This is a genomic window from Paraburkholderia sp. (genome assembly GCF_034668105.1).
GTDB lineage: Bacteria > Pseudomonadota > Gammaproteobacteria > Burkholderiales > Burkholderiaceae > Paraburkholderia.
Map to the genome: position 1 here is coordinate 1 of NZ_JAXDPY010000568.1, position 20,206 is coordinate 20,206.

20 protein-coding genes are annotated in these 20,206 nt (G+C 65.5%); 8 read left to right on the forward strand and 12 right to left on the reverse strand.

Going from position 1 to position 20,206, the window contains the following annotated elements:
- The 5 genes from cbbX to rpe form a co-directional block, all read left to right on the forward strand.
- Nucleotides 1–891, forward strand: an 891-nt coding sequence (gene cbbX, locus QOC89_RS25125; RefSeq protein WP_323047488.1) for a CbbX protein, incomplete at its 5' end; no start/stop codon positions are given.
- Nucleotides 892–918: 27 nt separating this feature from the next.
- On the forward strand, nt 919–2,022 hold the full coding sequence (locus QOC89_RS25130) for a class 1 fructose-bisphosphatase (protein ID WP_323047489.1): 1,104 nt from the start codon (nt 919–921) through the stop codon (nt 2,020–2,022).
- Nucleotides 2,023–2,104: 82 nt separating this feature from the next.
- The gene (locus tag QOC89_RS25135; protein WP_323047490.1) at nt 2,105–2,977 is read left to right on the forward strand and encodes a phosphoribulokinase; all 873 of its coding nucleotides are present in this window, start codon (nt 2,105–2,107) and stop codon (nt 2,975–2,977) included.
- A 127-nt stretch (nt 2,978–3,104) separates the two neighbouring features.
- Complete coding sequence (locus QOC89_RS25140; protein WP_416340467.1) at nt 3,105–3,419, forward strand: class II fructose-bisphosphate aldolase; 315 nt, start codon at nt 3,105–3,107, stop codon at nt 3,417–3,419.
- Nucleotides 3,420–3,503: 84 nt separating this feature from the next.
- Nucleotides 3,504–4,214: a ribulose-phosphate 3-epimerase gene (gene rpe, locus QOC89_RS25145; RefSeq protein WP_323047491.1), complete on the forward strand. Its 711-nt coding sequence runs from the start codon at nt 3,504–3,506 to the stop codon at nt 4,212–4,214.
- Nucleotides 4,215–4,236: 22 nt separating this feature from the next.
- Here rpe and QOC89_RS25150 read toward each other — a convergent pair whose 3' ends face one another.
- From QOC89_RS25150 to QOC89_RS25160, 3 genes are read right to left on the reverse strand one after another with little or no spacing between them, the layout of a single operon-like run.
- Nucleotides 4,237–5,619: a DUF6513 domain-containing protein gene (locus QOC89_RS25150; protein ID WP_323047492.1), complete on the reverse strand. Its 1,383-nt coding sequence runs from the start codon at nt 5,617–5,619 to the stop codon at nt 4,237–4,239.
- Nucleotides 5,598–6,194, reverse strand: coding sequence for a flavoprotein (locus QOC89_RS25155; protein ID WP_323047493.1), 597 nt, complete (start codon nt 6,192–6,194; stop codon nt 5,598–5,600). The genes QOC89_RS25150 and QOC89_RS25155 overlap by 22 nt, the downstream gene beginning before the upstream one ends.
- Nucleotides 6,191–8,239, reverse strand: a complete 2,049-nt coding sequence (locus QOC89_RS25160; protein ID WP_323047494.1) for a sigma-54-dependent Fis family transcriptional regulator — start codon at nt 8,237–8,239, stop codon at nt 6,191–6,193. The genes QOC89_RS25155 and QOC89_RS25160 overlap by 4 nt, the downstream gene beginning before the upstream one ends.
- 374 nt (nt 8,240–8,613) lie before the next feature.
- Between QOC89_RS25160 and QOC89_RS25165 the strand changes: the two genes are divergently transcribed.
- Nucleotides 8,614–9,108 (forward strand): dihydroneopterin aldolase, encoded by a 495-nt coding sequence (locus QOC89_RS25165; protein ID WP_323047495.1) that lies wholly within the window; start codon nt 8,614–8,616, stop codon nt 9,106–9,108.
- Between the two features lie 117 nt (nt 9,109–9,225).
- On the opposite strand, the gene QOC89_RS25170 is transcribed toward QOC89_RS25165, so the two are convergent.
- From QOC89_RS25170 to QOC89_RS25210, 9 genes are all read right to left on the reverse strand, one after another.
- Nucleotides 9,226–9,651 (reverse strand): hypothetical protein, encoded by a 426-nt coding sequence (locus QOC89_RS25170; RefSeq protein WP_323047496.1) that lies wholly within the window; start codon nt 9,649–9,651, stop codon nt 9,226–9,228.
- 122 nt (nt 9,652–9,773) lie between these two features.
- Nucleotides 9,774–10,283: a formaldehyde-activating enzyme gene (fae, locus tag QOC89_RS25175; protein ID WP_179738794.1), complete on the reverse strand. Its 510-nt coding sequence runs from the start codon at nt 10,281–10,283 to the stop codon at nt 9,774–9,776.
- Nucleotides 10,284–10,435: 152 nt separating this feature from the next.
- Complete coding sequence (locus tag QOC89_RS25180) at nt 10,436–11,308, reverse strand: triphosphoribosyl-dephospho-CoA synthase (protein WP_323047497.1); 873 nt, start codon at nt 11,306–11,308, stop codon at nt 10,436–10,438.
- Nucleotides 11,301–12,254 carry a RimK family alpha-L-glutamate ligase gene (locus QOC89_RS25185; protein WP_323047498.1) on the reverse strand — a complete coding sequence of 318 codons (954 nt, stop codon included), beginning with the start codon at nt 12,252–12,254 and terminating at the stop codon, nt 11,301–11,303. Before QOC89_RS25185 ends, QOC89_RS25180 begins: the two co-directional genes overlap by 8 nt.
- An 83-nt stretch (nt 12,255–12,337) precedes the next feature.
- Nucleotides 12,338–13,366, reverse strand: coding sequence for a methenyltetrahydromethanopterin cyclohydrolase (mch, locus tag QOC89_RS25190; protein WP_416340468.1), 1,029 nt, complete (start codon nt 13,364–13,366; stop codon nt 12,338–12,340).
- The gene (locus QOC89_RS25195) at nt 13,341–14,564 is read right to left on the reverse strand and encodes an ATP-grasp domain-containing protein (protein ID WP_323047500.1); all 1,224 of its coding nucleotides are present in this window, start codon (nt 14,562–14,564) and stop codon (nt 13,341–13,343) included. Before QOC89_RS25195 ends, mch begins: the two co-directional genes overlap by 26 nt.
- 10 nt (nt 14,565–14,574) lie before the next feature.
- Nucleotides 14,575–15,501, reverse strand: a complete 927-nt coding sequence (locus QOC89_RS25200) for an NAD(P)-dependent methylenetetrahydromethanopterin dehydrogenase (protein WP_323047501.1) — start codon at nt 15,499–15,501, stop codon at nt 14,575–14,577.
- Between the two features lie 127 nt (nt 15,502–15,628).
- Nucleotides 15,629–16,654: a beta-ribofuranosylaminobenzene 5'-phosphate synthase family protein gene (locus QOC89_RS25205; protein ID WP_323047502.1), complete on the reverse strand. Its 1,026-nt coding sequence runs from the start codon at nt 16,652–16,654 to the stop codon at nt 15,629–15,631.
- A gap of 307 nt (nt 16,655–16,961) precedes the next feature.
- A complete protein-coding gene (locus QOC89_RS25210; RefSeq protein WP_323047503.1) occupies nt 16,962–17,360 on the reverse strand; it encodes a 4a-hydroxytetrahydrobiopterin dehydratase in 399 nt (132 codons plus the stop codon).
- A 416-nt stretch (nt 17,361–17,776) separates the two neighbouring features.
- Here QOC89_RS25210 and QOC89_RS25215 point away from each other — a divergent pair, with 416 nt between their 5' ends.
- On the forward strand, nt 17,777–19,594 hold the full coding sequence (locus tag QOC89_RS25215) for a methanol/ethanol family PQQ-dependent dehydrogenase (protein WP_323047504.1): 1,818 nt from the start codon (nt 17,777–17,779) through the stop codon (nt 19,592–19,594).
- A 164-nt stretch (nt 19,595–19,758) separates the two neighbouring features.
- Nucleotides 19,759–20,178, forward strand: a complete 420-nt coding sequence (locus QOC89_RS25220; protein ID WP_179738776.1) for a c-type cytochrome — start codon at nt 19,759–19,761, stop codon at nt 20,176–20,178.
- The last annotated feature ends 28 nt before the right edge of the window (nt 20,179–20,206 follow it).

A 20,206-nucleotide genomic window follows, 5' to 3' on the forward strand; every position in this document is an offset into this window, starting at 1 on the left:
GACTCCGGTATCGGCGACGTGCTCGGCGAACTCGATCGCGATCTGGTCGGACTCGCGCCGGTGAAGACCCGCATCCGCGAGGTGGCCGCTCATCTGCTGGTCGAGCGGGCGCGCGATTCGCTGGGTCTCGCCGGCGGTGCGCCAACCTTGCACATGTGCTTCTCCGGCAATCCCGGCACTGGCAAGACGACCGTCGCGCTGCGCATGGCCGAGGTGCTGCACCGGCTCGGCTACATTCGCCGCAATCATCTGGTCTCGGTGACGCGCGACGATCTGGTCGGACAGTACATCGGCCATACCGCGCCAAAAACACGCGACGTGCTGAAGCGCGCGATGGGTGGCGTGCTGTTCATCGACGAAGCGTACTACCTGTATCGCCCGGAAAACGAGCGCGATTATGGCCAGGAAGCGATCGAAATCCTGCTGCAGACCATGGAGAATCAGCGCGGCGATCTGGTGGTGATCCTGGCGGGCTACGCGGCACGGATGGACGTTTTCTTCGAGAGCAATCCGGGTTTCCGTTCGCGCATCGCGCATCACATCACGTTTCCCGATTACGCCGAAACGGAACTGCTCGAGATCGCCGAGCGCATGCTCGGGACGATGCATTACCGCTTCGACGCCGCCTCGCGTCACGCGTTCGCCGACTATCTGGCGCGGCGCATCCGTCAGTCGAATTTCGCCAATGCCCGCTCGGTGCGCAATGCGCTCGACCGCGCACGGTTGCGCCAGGCCAACCGGCTATTCGCGAGCGCGCTGCAAGGCGGCGCGCCGCTCGACGCCGCCGCCCTCACATTGATCGAAGCCGCCGACGTGCGCGCGAGCCGCGTGTTCGACGAGCCGCCGCCGGCCCCACCGATATCGCGCGCCATCACGGCGCCGCCAGGCTGAGTCACGACATCCTCCAGGGAGAACGCCATGCAAGACGGACGTACGACACTTTCGAAGTTCCTGATCGACACACTCGACCGCCCGCCGTCTTCCGGGAGCACGGTGGAGACGGCGGGACTCTCGGCGCTGCTGATCGACGTGGCGGCCGCGATCAAATCGATCTCGGCGATGCTCACGAAAGGCGCGCTCGGCGGCAACTACGGGTCTGCGCAGACAGTCAACGTGCATGGCGAGGAGCAGAAGAAGCTCGACGTCGCGACCAACGAGATCTTCGTGCAGCAGTGCGAGTGGGACGGCTTGCTGGCGGCGATGGTGTCCGAGGAAATGGAGGAGATGTACGCGATTCCGCCGGGCTATCCGCGCGGCGACTATCTGCTTGCGTTCGACCCGCTCGACGGCTCGTCGAATATCGATATCAATGGCGTGGTCGGCTCGATTTTCTCGGTGCTGCGCACCGGCGGCGACCAGCGTGACGCGGTGGGCGAGGCGGCGTTCCTGCGGCCCGGCTGCGAGCAGGTTGCGGCGGGCTACGCCGTCTATGGGCCCTCGACGATGCTCGTGCTGTCGGTCGGCAATGGCACGCATGGCTTCACGCTGGAGCGGGACATCGGCAATTTCGTGCTCACGCATTCGAATATCCGGATTCCCGAAGACACCGTCGAATTCGCGATCAATGCGTCCAACGAGCGCTTCTGGGAGCCACCCGTCCGGCGTTACGTGCAGGAATGCAAGGACGGACGCAGCGGCTGCAGGGCGAGCGACTTCAATATGCGCTGGATCGCCTCGATGGTGGCGGAAGTGCACCGCATCCTGATGCGCGGGGGCGTATTCCTGTATCCGCGCGACTCGAAAACGCCGGCGATGGAAGGGCGGCTGCGCCTGCTGTACGAGGCGAATCCGATGAGCTTTCTGGTCGAGCAGGCCGGCGGCCTGTCGATCACCGGACGCGAGCGCATTCTCGACGTTCGTCCGCACGCGCTGCATGGACGCGTGCCGGTGATTCTCGGTTCGAAGAACGAAGTTGAACGTATCGCGCGCTATCACGGTGAATACGATCGCGGCGAGGACAAGCCCTTCACGTCGCCGCTGTTCAGCCCACGCACGCTCTTCCTGCCGGACTTCGCGGCTTGACGCGCGGCCGCGAGGCCGGCCAGCGCCACGCGGATCGCACGTTGAGACGGCGGCCAGAACATTGCCATCCGGAGACAAACGCATGTCAGTCAAACATCCCATCATCGCGGTGACCGGTTCGAGCGGCGCCGGCACCACCACCGTCATGAAGAGCTTCACCCATATCTTCAGACGCGAGCATATCAATGCGCAGATCGTCGAAGGCGATGCGTTCCATCGCTACGACCGCAACGGCATGCGGGCCGCCATGAAGGACCATGAACACGACGGTGCGTCCAACTTCAGTCATTTCGGTCCGGAGGCGAACCTGCTCGAAGAACTCGAAGCGCTCTTCGCGCGCTACGGCGAAAGCGGCACCGGGCAGTCGCGCCACTACGTGCACGATGCGGCCGAATCGCAGCGCTACAACCAGGACGGCGGGACCTTCACGCCGTGGGAGGACGTCGCGCCGGGCACCGATCTGATGTTCTACGAGGGGTTGCATGGCGCGGCCGTCACCGACAAGGTCGACATCGCGCGGCATGCGGATCTGCTGATCGGCGTGGTGCCGATCATCAACCTCGAATGGATTCAGAAGCTGCATCGGGATCAGACGATGCGCGGCTACTCGCATGAAGCGGTGGTCGACACGATCTTGCGGCGCATGCCCGACTACGTGAACTATATCTGCCCGCAGTTCTCGCGCACGCATGTGAACTTTCAGCGCGTGCCGACGGTGGACACCTCGAATCCCTTCACCGCGCGCGAGATACCCCAGCCGGACGAGAGCTTCGTGGTGATCCGCTTCGCGCGGCCGAAAGGGATCGACTTCCAGTATCTGCTGACCATGCTGCACGACTCATTCATGTCGCGACCGAACGTGATCGTGGTGCCCGGCGGCAAGATGGGACTCGCGATGCAGCTGATCTTCACGCCGATGATTCTTCAGCTGATCGACCGGCGCTCGCGCGCCTGACGCGCGTCGAACCTATGCCGCCGAACTGGACGAAGCACGCCGCGTCGCGCACGGCACGCGCTGAGTCGTTTCGATCCGCTTCAAGCCCGCTTCAAGCCCGTTCCGATTCCATCTCGAGGAGTATGCAATGGCGTTCATCACCCTGCGGCAACTGCTGGATCACGCGGCCGAACACGGCTACGGCGTGCCCGCGTTCAACGTCAACAACATGGAGCAGATCCACGCGATCATACAGGCCGCCGAGGCCACCGGCAGCCCGGTGATCCTGCAGGCGTCGGCGGGTGCGCGCAAGCGTTCCGAGTTCGATCCGCGCGCGGCGCTGAAGGCCGCGACGGCGGCGAGCGCGATCTGCGTCGAGCGCTTCGAGGCGTTCGGCTGCGCGGGCCAGGCGGCCCGTATCAAACCGCTCCCGCTCGACACGATGGCGCACCGCTATCACTGAGCAACGAGCAACGGGCAACGGGCAACGAGCAACGAGCAACGAGCATTAAGCATTGAGCCCTGAGCACTTCCAAGGAGAAAGGTGATGCGCGAATTCCTGATTGCCCCGTCGCTGCTGTCGGCGGATTTCGCCCGTCTCGCCGACGAGATTCGCGACGTGACCTCGGCCGGCGCGGACTGGATCCATCTGGATGTGATGGACCACCACTACGTGCCGAACCTCACCTTCGGGCCGCTGGTGTGCTCGGCGATCCGGCCGTACACAACGGTGCCGTTCGACGTGCATCTGATGACCATGCCAGTCGACCCACTCGTCGGCGCGTTTGCCGAGGCGGGTGCGAATCTGATCAGCTTTCATCCCGAGGCGTCGTTGCATGTGCATCGAACCGTGGAACTGATCCGCTCCCACGGCGCGCGCGCGGGGCTTGCGCTCAATCCGGGCACGCCGCTCCCGGTGCTCGATCACGTGATGGAAATGCTCGACGTCGTGCTCGTGATGTCGGTCAATCCGGGGTTCGGCGGCCAGGCGTTCATTCCGGAAACGCTGGACAAGCTGCGGCTGCTGCGCGAGCGGGTCGATACGACAATGCAGCGTACCGGGCGCCCGTTGCTGATCGAAGTCGACGGTGGCGTGAAGGCGTCGAACATCGCGCGGATCGCCGCGGCGGGCGCGGACGTGCTGGTTGCCGGCTCGGCCGTTTTCGGCGCCGCCGATCGCGCTCAGGCGATCGCGCGGCTGCGCGACGAGCTGGGTACCGTGAAGGAAAGCACCGGCATGGCGGAAATGGCCGGATGACTGGGCGGCTGTCGCGCGCCCGTCAGCCTTTCTTCATCGTTTCGCCGGGCGCGTGCCAGACGAGAAGGTCTTCTGCGGGGCGGTCGAGCGCGCAGCCCCAGTCGAGCGGCTGGTCCTGATCGAAACGCTTGCCGAGCCGCCAGGCGATCTCCGCGCGCGCGAGTTGCACGCCCATATAAAACGCGTGGCCGCCGTCGGTCTCGAGGTTCAACTGCGGATAGAGGGCGAATGGATCGTCGCCGCGCCGGTGTCCGTCGCGGTTGTAGACGTGAATGCCCGCGGCGCTGACCTGCACGCGGAAATTCGGATCGCGCACGCCGCGGGCAAGCTCATCGATTTCGTCGGCGCTATACGGAAAGGGACGTTTCGCGTGGACGGTCGCGAGATCGCTGCTGATCCCTTTCGGCAGCACCTGCGCGTCGCGCGCAGCATGCATCACGCGGCGCGCGACATCGGCTTCGCGCACTGCGCGCCGCGCATGCAGGCTCACCGAGGTGGTGAGCACCGCGGCGATCCGCAGTTCGGCGGCCATGCCGAGCAGCACCGCGTTGATTCCGCTCGTATCGGCTTCGGTCAATTCCGTCACGTTGCCGACGCCCATCATGATCGCGATCGCGGGATAACGTTCGCGCAACCGGACGTAGCGCGCAACCGACGCGGCGAGTCCGAACGGAATCGGATCGAGAATCGGATCGGCAAGGAACGCGCGGCCGCGCGCGGCTAGCTGGTCGATCGCGGCATCGAGCGAGGCCGGGTCGCCGGGGTCGCGCGCGACGAGGATCGGTGTCGACGGCACCTCGTCGGCGATCCACAGCGTATCGAGGTTCAGGCTCATCAGATAGTCGGCGCCCGCGCGGCCGCCGCGCAGCAGTTCGTCGGTGCGCATCGAATCGACGCTCACCCGGTAGCCTTCGGCCTTGAGCCGCCGGACCGCGTCTTCGAGATGGGGAAACGGCGTTTCAGGCAGGCAGCCAATGTCGATGACGTCGGCACCCTGGGCGGCATACTCGCGCGCCCGCGCGGCGATGCCGGCGAGGTCGAGGCGCGGTGCATCGACGATCTCCGCGAAGATGTCCGTTTCGTAACGGCTCAAATCGAACGGCCGCGCCTTGCGGCCAAAAAACTGCGGCAAATCCTTGACCTCTTCAGGACCGCGTTCGAACGGCACGCCATAGTGATTGGACAGCATGTCGAGATCGCCCCGGCAGCGGCCGGGCACGATCACCCGCTGTGCGTCGACCGGCGCGGGCACGCGGCGCACGATCAGGTCGGCCGTCATCAACGCGGCGACCTGCAGGCCGATTTCGCGGACCTCCCAGCTGAACGGCGTCGGCGCCATGCTGTCGAGCACCCGCAACAGGCTCGGTTGCGCAAGCCGGCCCGTCAGGAAGAGGATGTGGTCCATGCGAGATCGAGGGTCGACAGGCGTTGATCGAGCGCCGCTTTGAGTTCGTCGAGCGAGCGGGCGAGCGTCGTATATTCGAAGCGCGACAGGCGCTCAACGTTGTCGAGTTCGATCGTCCGTGGACGCAGTTCGACCCATTCATCCGGGCTGTGCGTCACCACGGTCGGTTCGGTGTCGCACGCAAAGACAATGCCCGGGATGCACTGCTTGCCGGCCTGCGCGTACATGTTGGTCGGCAACGTATCCGAGATGCCGTACGCGCATTTGGCGACCGTGTTGCTGGTGGCGGGCGCGATCACGACGGTGTGATAGATACCGTGATAAAGCATCCCGACCGGCACGCCGCTCGCGCTGTTATCGCGCAGCACGCGAAAGTTTTCGCGGAGTTTGTCGAGCGGCCAGCCGTAAAGCGGCAGCACTTCCTCGGCGGCCGCGGACAGGAAGAGATCCACGCGCGGCAATTGCAGCGCGAGCGCGATGGATTCTTCGAGCAGATGGCCGGAGCCGGTCACGCACCACGCGAAGCGCGCGTCCGGCTTGAAGTCGGCGAGATCGCGTGCGGGCGTGTGGGTCATGCGTCGAGGTCGAGTGGCATTCCGTCGGACGGCGAGCCTTCATGCGAGAGCCGGATGTGCAGCCGGCGCATCTTCCGGTACAACGTGTTGCGGCTGATGCCGAGCGCCTTGGCGACGTTGCTCACGTTCCAGCGGTGCTCGTCGAGCAGCGACAGCACGGTTTCGCGCTCGTTCAACTGGATCGCGTTGAGCGCGGAGAGGTCGGCGTCGTCGGCGGCATGCGTGTCCATGTCCGCGGTGGCGAGGCGCAGCGCGGTCGGTATGTCCGTGGCCGGCGCGCGTTGCGTGATTTCGGGCGGCAAGTCCTCGCAACGGATCGGCTGCCCGTCGGAGAGCGCGACGCCCATTTGCAACACGTGCCGCAGTTGACGGATGTTGCCGGGCCAGTCGTAAGTCAGCAATGCGTGTTCCGCTTCCGGGGTCAGCTCGGGCGGATCGTCGGTTTCAATGGCGAGCAGGTGGTGGATCAGCGGCAGCTTGTCCAGCCGGTCGCGAAGTGCCGGCAGATTCAGCTCGACACCCTTGAGCCGGTAATACAGGTCCTCGCGGAATTCCCCGCTATGCACGAGTTCGAGCAGATTGCGGTGGCTCGCGCTGATCAACTGGAAATTGACCTTGACGGTGGTTTCAGTGCCCAGCGGCGTGACCTCGTGTTCCTCGATGACCCGTAGCAAGCGCGCTTGCAACGCGAGCGGCATGTCGCCGATTTCATCGAGAAAGAGCGTGCCGCCGTTGGCCTGCACGATCTTGCCGCGCCGTCCTTCGCGCTGGGCGCCGGTGAACGCGCCGGCGCGATAGCCGAACAGCTCGCTTTCGATCAGGTTCTCGGGCAGCGACGCACAGTTGACGGGCACAAAGGGACCGTCGGCGTGTGGACTGATGCTATGCAGCGCCTGCGCGAAGACTTCCTTGCCGGTGCCGGTTTGCCCTCTCAGCACGATCGGAATCTTCCGTTGAATCACGCGCGCGGCCAACTGGATCTGCGAAGCCATGCGCGGGTCACCGAACTCCAGGTGCGCGATCTCGTCGAGTTTCGGCGACGCCGCGCGTTTGTCGGGCGCCTTGCTGCTGCGCGCCGCGGGATCGGTCACGAGCACCCGGGTGGCTCGCCCGGCGCTGTTCTGCGGAGTCTGCGCGACGAGGAAGAAGCGATTCGTCGCGTTCGCGCTATACACGGTGACCGGATGGAACGAGCCTCGGATGCTGCGCGCGATCATATCTTCCAGCGAAGCATTGAAGGCCTCGTCGATGCGCCGGCCGCGCAATTCGCTGAGCGAGCGGAAGCCGAGCTGGAACAGCGCGCTGCGATTCGCGGCGAGCACCGTGCTGTCGTCCGCGACCGCGAGCTTGCCGCCGTGAAGGGTGCCGACGAATTCCGGGCGGCTGTGAAAATGAATCATGTTCGCGTGGCGGTAACGCGCATCCAGCAACCGGTTTTCGATCATCTGCCGGGACATGCCCACGAGTACCAGCGAGTGCTGCTGCAGCAGCTTCGAGCGGCTCGTGACGTCGAGCACGCCGGCGATCTCGCCGCTGTCGTCGAAGATCGGCGCGGCGGAGCAGGTGAGCGACGTGTAGCGCGGATAAAAATGCTCGTGCTGGCAGACGGCGATGCAGTCGCGCTCGGCAAGACAGGTGCCCATGCCGTTGGTACCGGCTTCGCGCTCGCTCCACAGCGCGCCGACCCGGAAGCCGTCGTCGGCGACCGCCTCGGCAAACGGCACGGACGACACCTGATGAATGATCACGCCGCCTGAATCGACCAGCACGACCGCGAGTTCGGGGTCGGCCAGTTGCTGATAGAGCGTCGTCATCTCGAGTTTCGAACAGGCGATCAGATCGCCGAGCGCTTCGCGGCGTGCGCTTAGTTCGTACTGCGTGAGGACCGGCGGCGTGACGAAACGGGAAGGATCCAGCTGGAATTCGTTGATGCAGCGCGCCCACGATTGGGCGACGGATTCGCTCGTCGGGCGTGTTGTCAATTGATGATTGACAACGTTCAATACCTCTCGGACGTGCGTATTGCTGTCAGCGAGCAACGACATGGGGTTTGTCTCCGTTGCGTCATTTCGGACACGCTATTAAGTGCGCCACGAATGCCGCTTTTTCAATCCTGTATTCCCCTGACGCTGCGACATCTCGCGTTCGCATACGCCTGAGCGACCGTCCGTGCTATTTGGCGGCGCCTTAAAACTGTACGCCCGATGGCGGTTTGGTTCAACAAGAAGTCGCATTATCTCTGGGCACCGCGCCCGATACTTGCTTTTACCCTTGCTTTTACCGCTTGCTTGCCTCGATGACGGACTAACGCCGCGGGCGTGTTGCAGCTTCGGCACACAGTGTGCCGCCTGCCGTTCCAGCCGTCTCTGACCGGTTGTTTTAACGCGCTAACCAGAGCCGCGTCGCGGCGGAGTACACCATGGATCGTATCGATACCGTTCGCCTTACCGCTTTCCCCAGCATCGGCTCCGACACCAGCGCGTTGTCCGAGCGCATGGATATCGTGTTCATCGAAAACTTCATAGGCGAGACGGTCATTGGTATCGACAGCAGTGAGTTGCACGTGCCGCAACCCGTGCGCGTGAACCTCGCAATCGGCGTACCTGCGATTCGCGCCTGCACCACGGACCGGATCGAAGATACGGTCAACTATGCAGCCGTACGCGAAGCGCTGCTTGCGCTGTTCGCGTCGCATCGGGTCCGCCTGCTCGAAGCGCTCGCGGAGACCATCGCGCAATTGCTGATCGCCGATTTCGGCGCTCACTGGGTGCGCGTGTCGCTTGCGAAGCCGGCGAAATTCGACGACGTGGCGGCCGTCGGCGTGCAGATCGAACGACGCCGCAGCGACGCGCCGGCAGAAAGTGCCGGCCTTGTGAGCTACGCATCGCTCGGGAAAGGGTTGGTGCCGAACTGAACTGAATTGAATTGGACTGGACTGAACTGGACTGAACAGCGCCGATAGACGGCGCCACCGCGCAAGCGGTGCCGCCGTCAGTATCAAGTTATCCGCGCGGTATCTGTGTGCACTGCATCATTTCGCGACCGTGGGCGTTTTCTGCGGACCGAGTCCGCATGCCTGATACGCATCCGTCTGCAGCGTGCGGAATTTCCTGGTTTGCGCCTTCGCCTGGTCGACGCGGAATTCCGAGCCGCCTTCGCCGCCGAGCGTCGCATACTTCGAGAAGGTCGACTGGCCGACAAACTCGTCATACGGCAGTGCCGCGGCCATCTTGTCGATCACGCACGAGCATTTATAGACGTTCGCGAAATCGTGACCATTGTCGTCCATGCAAGTCAGCACGTATTCCACCCGGCCCTCGGTCGGATAGTTGTAGCCGCCCGCCGCAGCGGACGACCTGGGCGCCGCGCTGCCCGCCCAGGCGAGCGGCCCCGCTAACGCCAGGCAGGTGAAGGTGAGCAGCGCGCGGCATCTTACGGTCCGGCATCTTATGGTCATTGCGTGCCTCTGTCAGAGCATTGGGCCTGCTTCACGAACTGGTTGGCTGTCAGTCACGTGAATGGGTGCGTGAGGAGGCGGCCCGGCGACCCCGCCGCGTCTCCTCCCCTTGTCGCCCCAGGTCAGTTCGGCGCGAACGGATGCGAGACGCTGCCTTTTTGCGCCACCACTTCCGCCGCGCTCGGTTCGCCGTTGACCGCGCGCTTGATTGCCTCGCGCGTGGCCTGATAGTTGAACTGCTGGATCTTCTTGTCGTCGTCCGCCTGCCAGTGAATGAAGACGCCGACGCACAGGAACAGGTCGTCGGCCTCGTCCTGCGGAATGGTGCCGTCTTCGACACTGTCGGCGACCGCGAGCGCCACCGCGTGCTGCGCAGGGCCGAACATCTGGACGGCCTGCTTCGCGCCCTTGATCGTGACCTTGTTGAACAGGATCGTATTCGGCTTGGTGAGCAGGTTCGGCGCGACGACGGCGAGCAAAGAAGTAAAGCCATCCTTATTGTTGGTGAGTGCATTGCAGAATGCGGTTTCCGCAGCCGAACCTCGCGGTCCGATCAGCAAGTCGATATGCGCGACCTCGTTGCCGTCGCCGACGAGCGACTCTCCGATCATGACGCGGTTGATCTTGGCCATTCTGTTCCTCCGATGTGTGAGTACGGACCTGCTGACTGGCCGCTGCCTGCTGTCATTCGAGTCTGCATCGCACGGCAGCGTGGTGATGCACGGTGGTACTAACTAACATTTTTCGTGCCAACGCGCGGTGTCGGCGCTGTGGCGGGCGTCCACTAGCGCGCTTTCAGGCAACCGGCGACGAACAGCGTGGCCACCGCCAGATCCGCGCTGGTGCCGGGGTTGATTGCGTGCGCCTTGAGTTCGGCGTCCCATGCATCGAGTTGCGCGGAGGCGCGCGCGCGTTGCGATTGGAGCGGCGTTTTCCGCCACTGCACGCGCTGTTCGCGCGCCGCAAGCGTGACACTCTGCGCCAGCGCCATGCCGTGTTTGCGCACAATGTGAGAGTCGGGCCAGCCGCTGAGGAAGGCGAGGAACACGTTGAGCATCGCCACTTCGGGTGCATGGGGCGGCGCTTCGCCATAGGCCGCGAGACCGGTTTCGAAGATGTCACGAAAGCCGTTCGCGTATTGCCGCGCGATGCTGTCGCGTTCGCTGGCGAGGCACATCGCATCGCGCAGGCCGACGGTCGGCGGCGCGTGGACCGACTGCTCGGCGGCCTCGCCGAGGCCGCCCGGATTGGCGAGGGCGATCGCGCGGTAGGCGAGGCGCGCGTCGTCGACATCGAGGGCCGCCAGCACCTTTGCCGTGGCTTCACGCCAGCTTTGCACGGACGGGGCTCGCCCGGTGTGATCGAGGGCCGCGGCGAGCGGTGCGACCAGCAGCACGATGCCGAGGTTCGTGTTGCAGCCGACCGCCTCGCGCGTGCGCGTGACGGCATCGAGAATCCGCAGGCCGACCGGTGCGCCGCGCGCGAGCAGCGCGTCGGCCGCGGCGTCCGCGCTGGCGAGGAACTGCGCCGCGCTCATCCCGTGGCCGGGGCTTTGGACGCTGACGTTGCCGGGTTTGGGTGTGGCTACGTCGAGCGCGCAGGCAGCGAGGAACGCCGCGCGAACCGGGTCGGGCGGGATCGCGCGGGGCTCAGGCATGATGGCCGGGCAACGCGACGCAGGCTAGCTCCCCGGCCCGCTCGACGAGGCGTTGCCGCGCTGCCAGCTTGCGATCGAGCAGGTCGTCGGCAAGTGCCGCAGCGAGGTCGACTGGCGTGACCGATTGCAAACCACGCCATGCCGCTACGCCGTTGACTTCGAGCACGAGCGGGCGCGCGGCATCGTCCGGATTGGGAATCAGGTCCACGCCGGCATAGTCGAGCCCGAGCGCAGCCGCGGCCTGCACGGCGGTTTGCGCGAGCGGCAGCTCGAGTTCGGCCGGCTCGCAGGCAGCGCCTTGCGCGAAGTTGTGAATCCAGCCTTTGCCGCCGATCCGCCGCATCGCCGCCACGGCCTGCCCGCCGATTACCAGCACGCGCCAGTCGAAGCCCGGGCGTCCGCCCGGCACATAGCGCTGCAGGTAAGCGACCTGCTGGTAACGCGCCAGCGACGGCAATGGCGCGAGCAAACCGCGGCGCGCACCGAGCCGTTTAAGCCCGTGGCCCTGTGAGCCGAATAGCGGCTTGAGCACGACCTGGCGCCCTGCCGCCGCTTCGCGCATCAGGACGCGCTGGGCGAACGCCGCGGATTCGCAGGCCCAGGTGGCCGGTGTCGGCACGCCGGCGCGGTGCAACAGAAAGCTGGTCATCGATTTGTCGACACTGCGCTCGATCGCGCGGGCATCGTTGTACACCGGCACGCCCGACTCGCGCAGCGCATGCAGAATGCCGAGCCGCAACGTCACCTGCTCGAACGTGCCGCCGGCGATGCCGCGCACGAAGACCGCGTCAGGCAGCGCGTGGCCGAAGCCGGGTAGCACCAGTCCGTGGGGTTGCCACGTGGTGTCGATCCGGCAATCCGCGAGGTCGACACAGCGCGCTTCTGCGCCGCGCGCGCGGAACGCTTTCTTCAGGCGTCCGGTGTGCCAGCCGGTTTCATCGGTCATGATCGCGATCCGTGCGGCAGTGTGAGTGGCGCTGGGATGCGCGTCCGGCTCCGCGTTCGGGCTTGCGCCGTTTTGCACGGGCGTCATGGCGCGACGGACTTGCCGCCCCACTGATCCTGCAGCAAACCGCTCTCGATCCGCCCGCCATGGTAGGTCGCGCCGCTTTCGAGGCTGCTCACCCAGACCTCGGCGGGCGCGAACAGCGCCGGATCGATCTGATAGAAGTCGAAATTGAACGACGTGAAGATCTCGGCAAAGGGCCGGCCGTAATCGCGCGAATTGGCGGCCGGCAAGGTATCGGCGAGGCGTCGCGCGACTTCGTCGTGTTTCACGCTCAGATGCACGCGGCCGCCATAGAGGATCGCGTCGTTGGTGCGGCCCATCGCCTGAATCCCGTCCGGCGCGGGCGGCGGCAACGGCGCCGAGCCGGCGGCTTCCACCACTTCGTCCAGCGGGACGCCGAGCACGTGCACTTTGTGCAACGCAACTTCGACGACGCGCGCCACGACCTGTACCGTTCCCGCGACAGACTGTGTCGGCGTGACGATCAGCGTGAGCCGTTCGGGCGCGAGGTGACAATCATGCAACACCTTGTCGATGACGATCTGCGGCGGCAGGCGGTCGACTTCGAGCACCAGCACGCCGCGATCGTGATGTTCGCGGTAGCCCAGTTCGGCGAACAAGGGCTCCTTGACCGCCAGTGCGCGCGCGGGACCGGAGCCCAGCGAAAAGAACTTCTTGCCGCCGGTCTGCTCCCTGGTCGCCGCCAGGCTCCACCCCGCGTACTGGCTGCCGAGACAGGCCAGCACGGGCGACGACGTGCGCACGTCGATCATGGTGGGCCACAGCGGTGCCGCGTCGAAGTTCGAGCGCACGGCGACGTGGCCGAGCCCGCCCATGCAGATGCGCGCGATCAGCACCCCGGCGTCGATGCTGCCGCGGGTGTGGACGCCGGCATCCGCGATCACCGTTCCGCCGGCCGTCCGGGTGATCGCGATATTGAGACGCGCCGCTTCGTCGATCAGCCGGGCGACGAGCCGCTCGCTCAACGCGTTGACGCCGGGCGCGGCGGACTGCGCGGACGCTTCAGGAGGAGCAGGGGATGCAGACATGGTCGGGTTCATCGCAGGTTTCGATTCGTTGTACGACGCAGGCATGCTGCGCATCCAGCGCGCGCCGCACCGCGTCTTCCGACGCCGCGCGCACGAGCAGCGTGCAGACGGGTTGCCCGGCGTCGACGCGCGTGCCGGGCATCGGCACGTCGCGGCACTGGGGATCGCGCAGGCACGCATCGGAGAAGCCGCTCGACACGGTGAACGACCTGGGCGCGAATAGCACCTGCTGCCCGGCGCACCAGCGCGGCTGACGGGCCAAAGCGATGCTCGCACCCGGCGGCGGCCGGCCGCCGCGGCATGCCTCGAGGTGCCATGCGAGCAGTCCGCGTGGCCATGCATCGGGCGACGCGGTTTCGTAAAGCGCCATCGTGGACGAAGGCCGCGCGTTGATTTCGAGCACGTCGAACGCGTCGCCTTCGAGCAGGAAGTCGCAACTGTTGATGCCGACGAGACCGGTGCGCGCACAGAGGGCGTCGAGCGCTTCCTGCACGCGCACCGCGAGCTGCGGCGGCAGATCGATCGGACCGATCGATCCGCCATGCACGAACGCCAGATCGCCCAGCGTGCAGGTCAGTTGCCTCGCGAAACCGATCAGGTGCGCGCGGCCGCGCGCGCCGATGAATAGCGCCGACAGCGGCAGGCCGTTGCCGATTTGCTGGAAGTAGCCGTGCGTGGGCACGGGCACGGCGTCTGCGTCGAGTGCCGCGGCCGGTTTGATGTGCGTGCCGCCGCAGCCGTGCGCATCTTTGACCAGCCAGCCCGCGGGCGATACGGGCCGCTCGAACGAGACCGCGGGATGCGGAATTCGCAGCGCGTCGAGCAGCGCGAAAAAGCGCCGTGGCTCGCGTACCGCGGCGCTCGCCTCCGCATCGTTGCCGATGAATCTGGGCAAACCGGGTTCGCGGCACAGTTGCGCCATCAGGGGCTCGAGCCCGCTGCCGCCGATCCAGCCCAGCAAATGCGGCAGGTGCGCAACGCGCGTGAGCGCGTCGACGATCCGGCTTCGATCGATCGTCAGTGCGCCGCCGCCGATATCGAACCAGACCTCCGACGCCTCTCGCGTATCGCGGTCGCCGAAGATATCCAGCGCGGCGACGCGCAGTCCCGCGCGCGCCGCGGACTGCGCGAGCAGGCGCGCGGACAGGCCGGCTACCGCGACGAACGGCGCATGCGCTTGCGGCTGGCGCGACTTCATGGCGGCCGGCTCAGCCGAGCCCGGCCGCGACCGCGCGGGCCTCGTCGAACGCTTGCGGGAAGCCGAGGTAGACCGGCTTGCCGCCGGTGCGCATCTGCATGAACAGCCGGTGTTCGACCTGATACTTGACGTTGCCAATCGCCAGTGCGCCGATGCCGACCGCGCCCGCATTCGGCACGCCGTCGATCGGTTTGCCGTCGTTCATCACGTTGACGCCGGCAATGCCTTCGGGCGGCACGGCGTTGACGTCGGCGGCGATCAATAGACGCCTGGCATGCGCCAGATCCGCGCTGCTGACCACCTGAACGCCCGCGAGCGCGGTGGCGAGCACGATCTCCGCATCGGCCAGCGCGCCGCGCAATTCGTCCGCTGTCGCCGTGCTGATGCCGTTGGTCACGATCCCGAAGCGCTGGTTGATTTCGGCCGCTACGCCGAGCGCGCGAGCGTGGCTGTGGTGGCTCGCGATCGTCACGTCGGCGCCGCGCGAGGCGGCCATCGCCGCCGCCACGCGCCCGACCGCGCCCGTGCCGCCGAGAATCAGCACCCGCTTGCCGCCCAGTTCCATGCCGTGTTGCTTGCCCAGATGACGTTCGACCAGCGCGACGAGCGCGGCCGCCGTCGTGTACGAGCCGCTCGGATCGGCGAACACCGAGACTTCGAACGGCGGGACCATGGCTTTGCGCGCGGTATCGAGCATGTCGGCGGCCTGCATCACGTCGCGTCCGCCGATGAAGATGCCGGTGCGCGACACGCCTTTGGGGCCGCGGGAAAAAATCGCGTCCTGGGTGAGGTTCGCCACCATGCCGGTGTCGACGCCGCAATACGGCACGATGACCTGGTAGCCGGCGTCGGCTGCCATGTTGACGTCGAACGGACTCATCTGCGGCGTGGCCGTGAACATGTGCAGGATATAAGGCCTTTCGATGGTTTCGGACATGGCAGGAGGCTCGTTTCAGTGGCGTTCTCGTGGACTGCGCGGCGCCGGGCTCATGGGAGCGCGTCGGCAGCGCTGCCGTGGCGGGTGTCGGCCGGGAGGGGATGGATGGGATAGATGGGATAGGGCGTCATGCGGCGTCGATCCGCTGGGCGCGCGCCTCGGCGCTGCGGATGGTCGCGCCGTTATTTCGTCCCGCGACGATCGTGCATTCGATGTGGGGCAGGGCGCGTGCCGTTTCCTGCGCGGTGGCGAGCGCGCCGTCGGCCGCGCGCGCACTCGCGACGATCGCAAAACCCGTCGGTCCCCACGAAGTCTGGCCGATGCCCGCGGCTCGCTGCGCGGCGACCGCACGCAACACGCGCTCCACGTCGGGACTCGCGAATACCCCGCCTTGCGCGGTGGCGAAGTATTCGCCGATGGTCTGCTGCATTTCGGTAAGGCCGTCCGCGAACGGCGCGAAATTGCATTCCGCGGCGCCCGGCAGAATCCGCATCAGCACCAGATGACACAGGTGCGCGGCGAGCCGCTGCGGGAACGGTGCAAGCGAGGCGAGGGCGCGACGCTCCTCGGCGCCGTGCAAACCCTCGCGGCTGTGATCGCTCACGAGCAGCACGCGCCATTCATCCGGAAACGGCTGGCGCGCGAGCAGCGGCGGTGCGCTCTGGCGCAGATCGCGGGCCGGGCCGCCGTCCAGCAGCAGGCCGCCGGCTTCGAAACCGAGGATGCCGATGCCGGATCGGGCGCCGCGCCCAAGCAGGCTGGCCAGTTCGGCGCTGCTCGCCGGGTGGCCGACGAGGCGCGCGAACGCCGTGCCGACGGCCAGCGCCAGCTGCGTGCCGGAGCCGAGGCCGGTATGCGCACGCGGCGCACGAATCACGTTGATGGCGACCGGCGCCGGTCCGTAAGCGGCCTGCAACCGCGCGAGGCAAAGCGCGATGCGCTCGCGGTCCGCTTCGGTCACGGCGCCGCCGATCTGTTCGCGCTCCGCGAGGCGCGCTTCGAGCCGTGTGCCCTGCGTGTCGATCACCAGTCCCAAGCTGCCGAATGCGCGCCCGAGCGACGCGTTCGGGTCGAGAAAGCCCAGATGCAGGCGCGCGGGCGCCTCGATTGTCACGGCCGTGTGAGGCGGGAGGCGGCGAATCTGAAGCGGCATCGCAAGTGTCCTTGTGGGTGCGCTGAACAGGGTCTGGCCGGAGGGCGCCATGGAATCCGGCGCAGGCCATAACCGCAGTGCGCCGGGCGACTTCAAGCAGAAGCCGTACCAGGCGCGGACCATGACTGCCACGGCTGTTCCAGGCTGCCGCGCGACGCGCTCAGTGTCGCGCTCTCTCGCATGCGTGGACGCTGTGTGACGCCGAAGGTGCACTGTGTCACCTGCTGTTGCAGCGGGCGGCGGGCGGCTGGCGGCAGGCGTCCGCTGGCCGGGAACGCGCGCCAGGGGGGCGCTTCGGCTTGCCTTCTCAACTGCCTTGCGCGGTTTTGGGCGCGTCGTACTTGATATAGCGGAAGCGCTGATCGTCGGACGGCGTGCCTTCGAGCGGCCCCTCTTCGAGACCAGGCTGCCACTGGATCACCGATTCCATTTTGGTGGCGAGCGCGAAGTCTTTGTCCGTGATGCCCTTGGCGCTATGTGTCTTGAGCTTCACGGTGACGAATGCGTAGGAGACCGTCAAATCCGGGTGATGCCAGGCGGCCTCGGCGAGATGCCCCACCGTATTGACCACCATCAGCGTTCCCTTCCAGCCCTCGGTGCGGTACTTGCGCCGCAGCCAGCCGTCCTCGAGATACCAGTGCTGGAGCGGACCGACGAGGCGTTGCTGGACCTCGTCGTCGGAATAGACCTGCTCTGCGTTTGCCATGACCGCTGCTCCTCGGATGCGGGAATCGCCCGCCGAACTACAGCTTGATGCAAGTGACGGGCCAACTGCGCGAGTCGCGACGCCCCAAGGACACGTTTCGTATCACGGAAGTGACACAGTATGTGTCGCCCTCGCTGGCGCAACCGGGTCAAGCTCGTCACACCGTGACGCCGATCCGGAAGGACCCAAAGGCTGCAGCGCGGCGCGCGACTGGAGTCGAGGGGCGCGCGTGCGGGATGCAGGCAACCGTTGGCACTTTCCGGCATGGAATATGCGTTGGCCCTTTATGCGCCGCGAAGCCCGACATCGATTGGGATAGGGCGTTGATCGTTACCTGCACTCGAGAAGGCGCGCACGATGCGATGAGGTAGCGTGGGTCATTCGTGAGTTGAACAGCAGGACAATCTGGAGGAGACATGAACTTACGCACTGTGGTTCTTGGGCTCGCGATCCTCGCATCGGCAGGTTTTGGCGCTATCGCCGCTCAAGCCGATTCGCAGCTCGACGGCCTGATGAAAAATCCATCCAACTGGGCGGCCCAGGCGGGTGATTATGCGAATCACCGCTACAGCCCGCTCAAGCAGATCAACGAGAACAATGTCGGCAAGCTGCAGGTCGCATGGACCATGTCGACCGGCGTGCTGCGCGGCCATGAAGGCGCGCCGCTCGTGATTGGCGACACGATGTACATCCACTCGCCATTCCCCAACAAGGTCATCGCCATCAACCTGAAGGATCAGACGTTCATCTGGCAGTATCAACCGAAACAGGACGGGCAGGTCGTCTCCGTCATGTGTTGCGATACCGTCAACCGCGGTCTCGCTTACGGCGACGGCAAGATCTTCCTGCAACAGGCCGATACCAAACTCGTGGCCCTGAACGCGAAAACAGGCGATGTGGTCTGGACCGCGCAGAACGGCAATCCGAAAGCGGGTGAAACCAACACCAACGCGCCGCACGTATTCGGCGACAAGGTGCTGACCGGTATCTCGGGCGGCGAATTCGGCGTGCGCGGGCGTCTCATTGCGTATGACATCAAGACCGGGAAACCGGCCTGGACGGCATACAGCACGGGCCCCGACAGCGAGATGCTGATCGACCCGCAGAAGACGATGACCTACACCGACGGCAAGATGGTGCCGGTAGGCGCGGATTCATCGCTCAAGTCGTGGAAGGGCGATCAGTGGAAACTGGGCGGCGGCACCACGTGGGGCTGGTATGCGTGGGATCCTAAACTCAATCTTGTCTACTACGGCACCGGCAATCCGGGGACATGGAACCCGACGCAACGTCCGGGCGACAACAAGTGGTCGATGTCGATCTTCGCGCGCGACCTGAATACCGGCGAGGCCAGATGGGTCTACCAGATGACGCCGCACGACGAATGGGATTATGACGGCGTCAACGAAATGATCCTGTCCGACCTGAACATCGACGGCAAGAAGGTGCCCGCGATCGTTCACTTCGATCGGAACGGTTTCGGCTACACGCTCAATCGCGAAAACGGACAGTTGCTCGTCGCGCAAAAGTTCGATCCGGCGGTGAACTGGGCTGACCGTGTCGACATGAAGAGCGGCCTGCCGATTCGCAACGCGGCGTACTCGACTCAGGCAGCAGGCTCCGATCACAACGTGAAGGGCATCTGCCCGGCAGCACTCGGCTCCAAAGACCAGCAACCCGCGGCATTCGATCCGGGGACGAGCCTGTTCCTCGTGCCGACCAACCACGTCTGCATGGACTACGAGCCGTTCGATGTCGACTACGTGTCAGGACAGCCGTATGTCGGCGCCACGCTGTCGATGTATCCGGGCCCGAACGACAACAATTCGATGGGTAACTTCATCGCGTGGGATGCGAGCAAGGGCAAGATCGTCTGGTCCAAGCCGGAGAAATTCTCGGTTTGGTCGGGTGTGCTCGCCACCGCTGGCGGCGTGGCGTTCTACGGCACGCTCGAAGGCTACATCAAGGCGGTCCGGATCAAGGACGGCAAGGAACTGTGGCGCTTCAAGACGCCGTCCGGGATTATCGGCAACGTCTTTACCTACGAGTATCAGGGCAAGCAGTTCATCGGCGTGTACTCGGGCATCGGCGGCTGGGCCGGTATCGGCATGGCGGCCGGTCTGGAGAAGTCGACCGAAGGTCTGGGCGCGGTCGGTGGTTATCGTGAACTGGCGAAGTACACCGCGCTCGGCGGCACGCTCTTCGTGTTCGCGATTCCCGGTGAGAAAGGCTGAATGACCGGGGCGCACTGATATGCACGGCCGGCGCGTCTGTTGCAGCAGGGCGCACCGGCCGTCCGTTCCGTGCGGCGGTCGAATCATTCCCGCGCGCGCCCGTTTCGCCGATGCGTTCATGAAGCGCATCAGGGGGCGCCGTTCATATCGAAGGAGACACATGCATGAAAGGCCGATCAATCTTGTTGCTTGCGGCATTGCCCGCGGCACTCGTCCTGCTCCCTGTCGGATACGCGCAGAACAATCCCTCGGTGGCGCAGGTCGCATACAAGGTGGTCGACGGTAGCAAGGTCGACAGTAATACGCTGCAAGGGTGGAAAACATGGCGCGCGCTCGCTTGCGAACGCTGCCACGGAGCACAGCAGCAAGGCATGGTCGGACCGTCGCTCATCGACGCTTTCAAGACCCTGGACAAGAACGAGTTTCATCGAACGGTGTTCGGCGGGCGAGTGGACAAAGGCATGCCTGATTTCAGCACCAGCCAGATGATGCAGAAGAATTGGGAAAACCTCTATGCGTATCTGAAAGGGCGCTCCGATGGCCAGATCAAGCCCGGCGATCTCCAGGCGATCGATGCCAAATAAGGCCGGCGCCGCTACTCTTTCGGAGGCT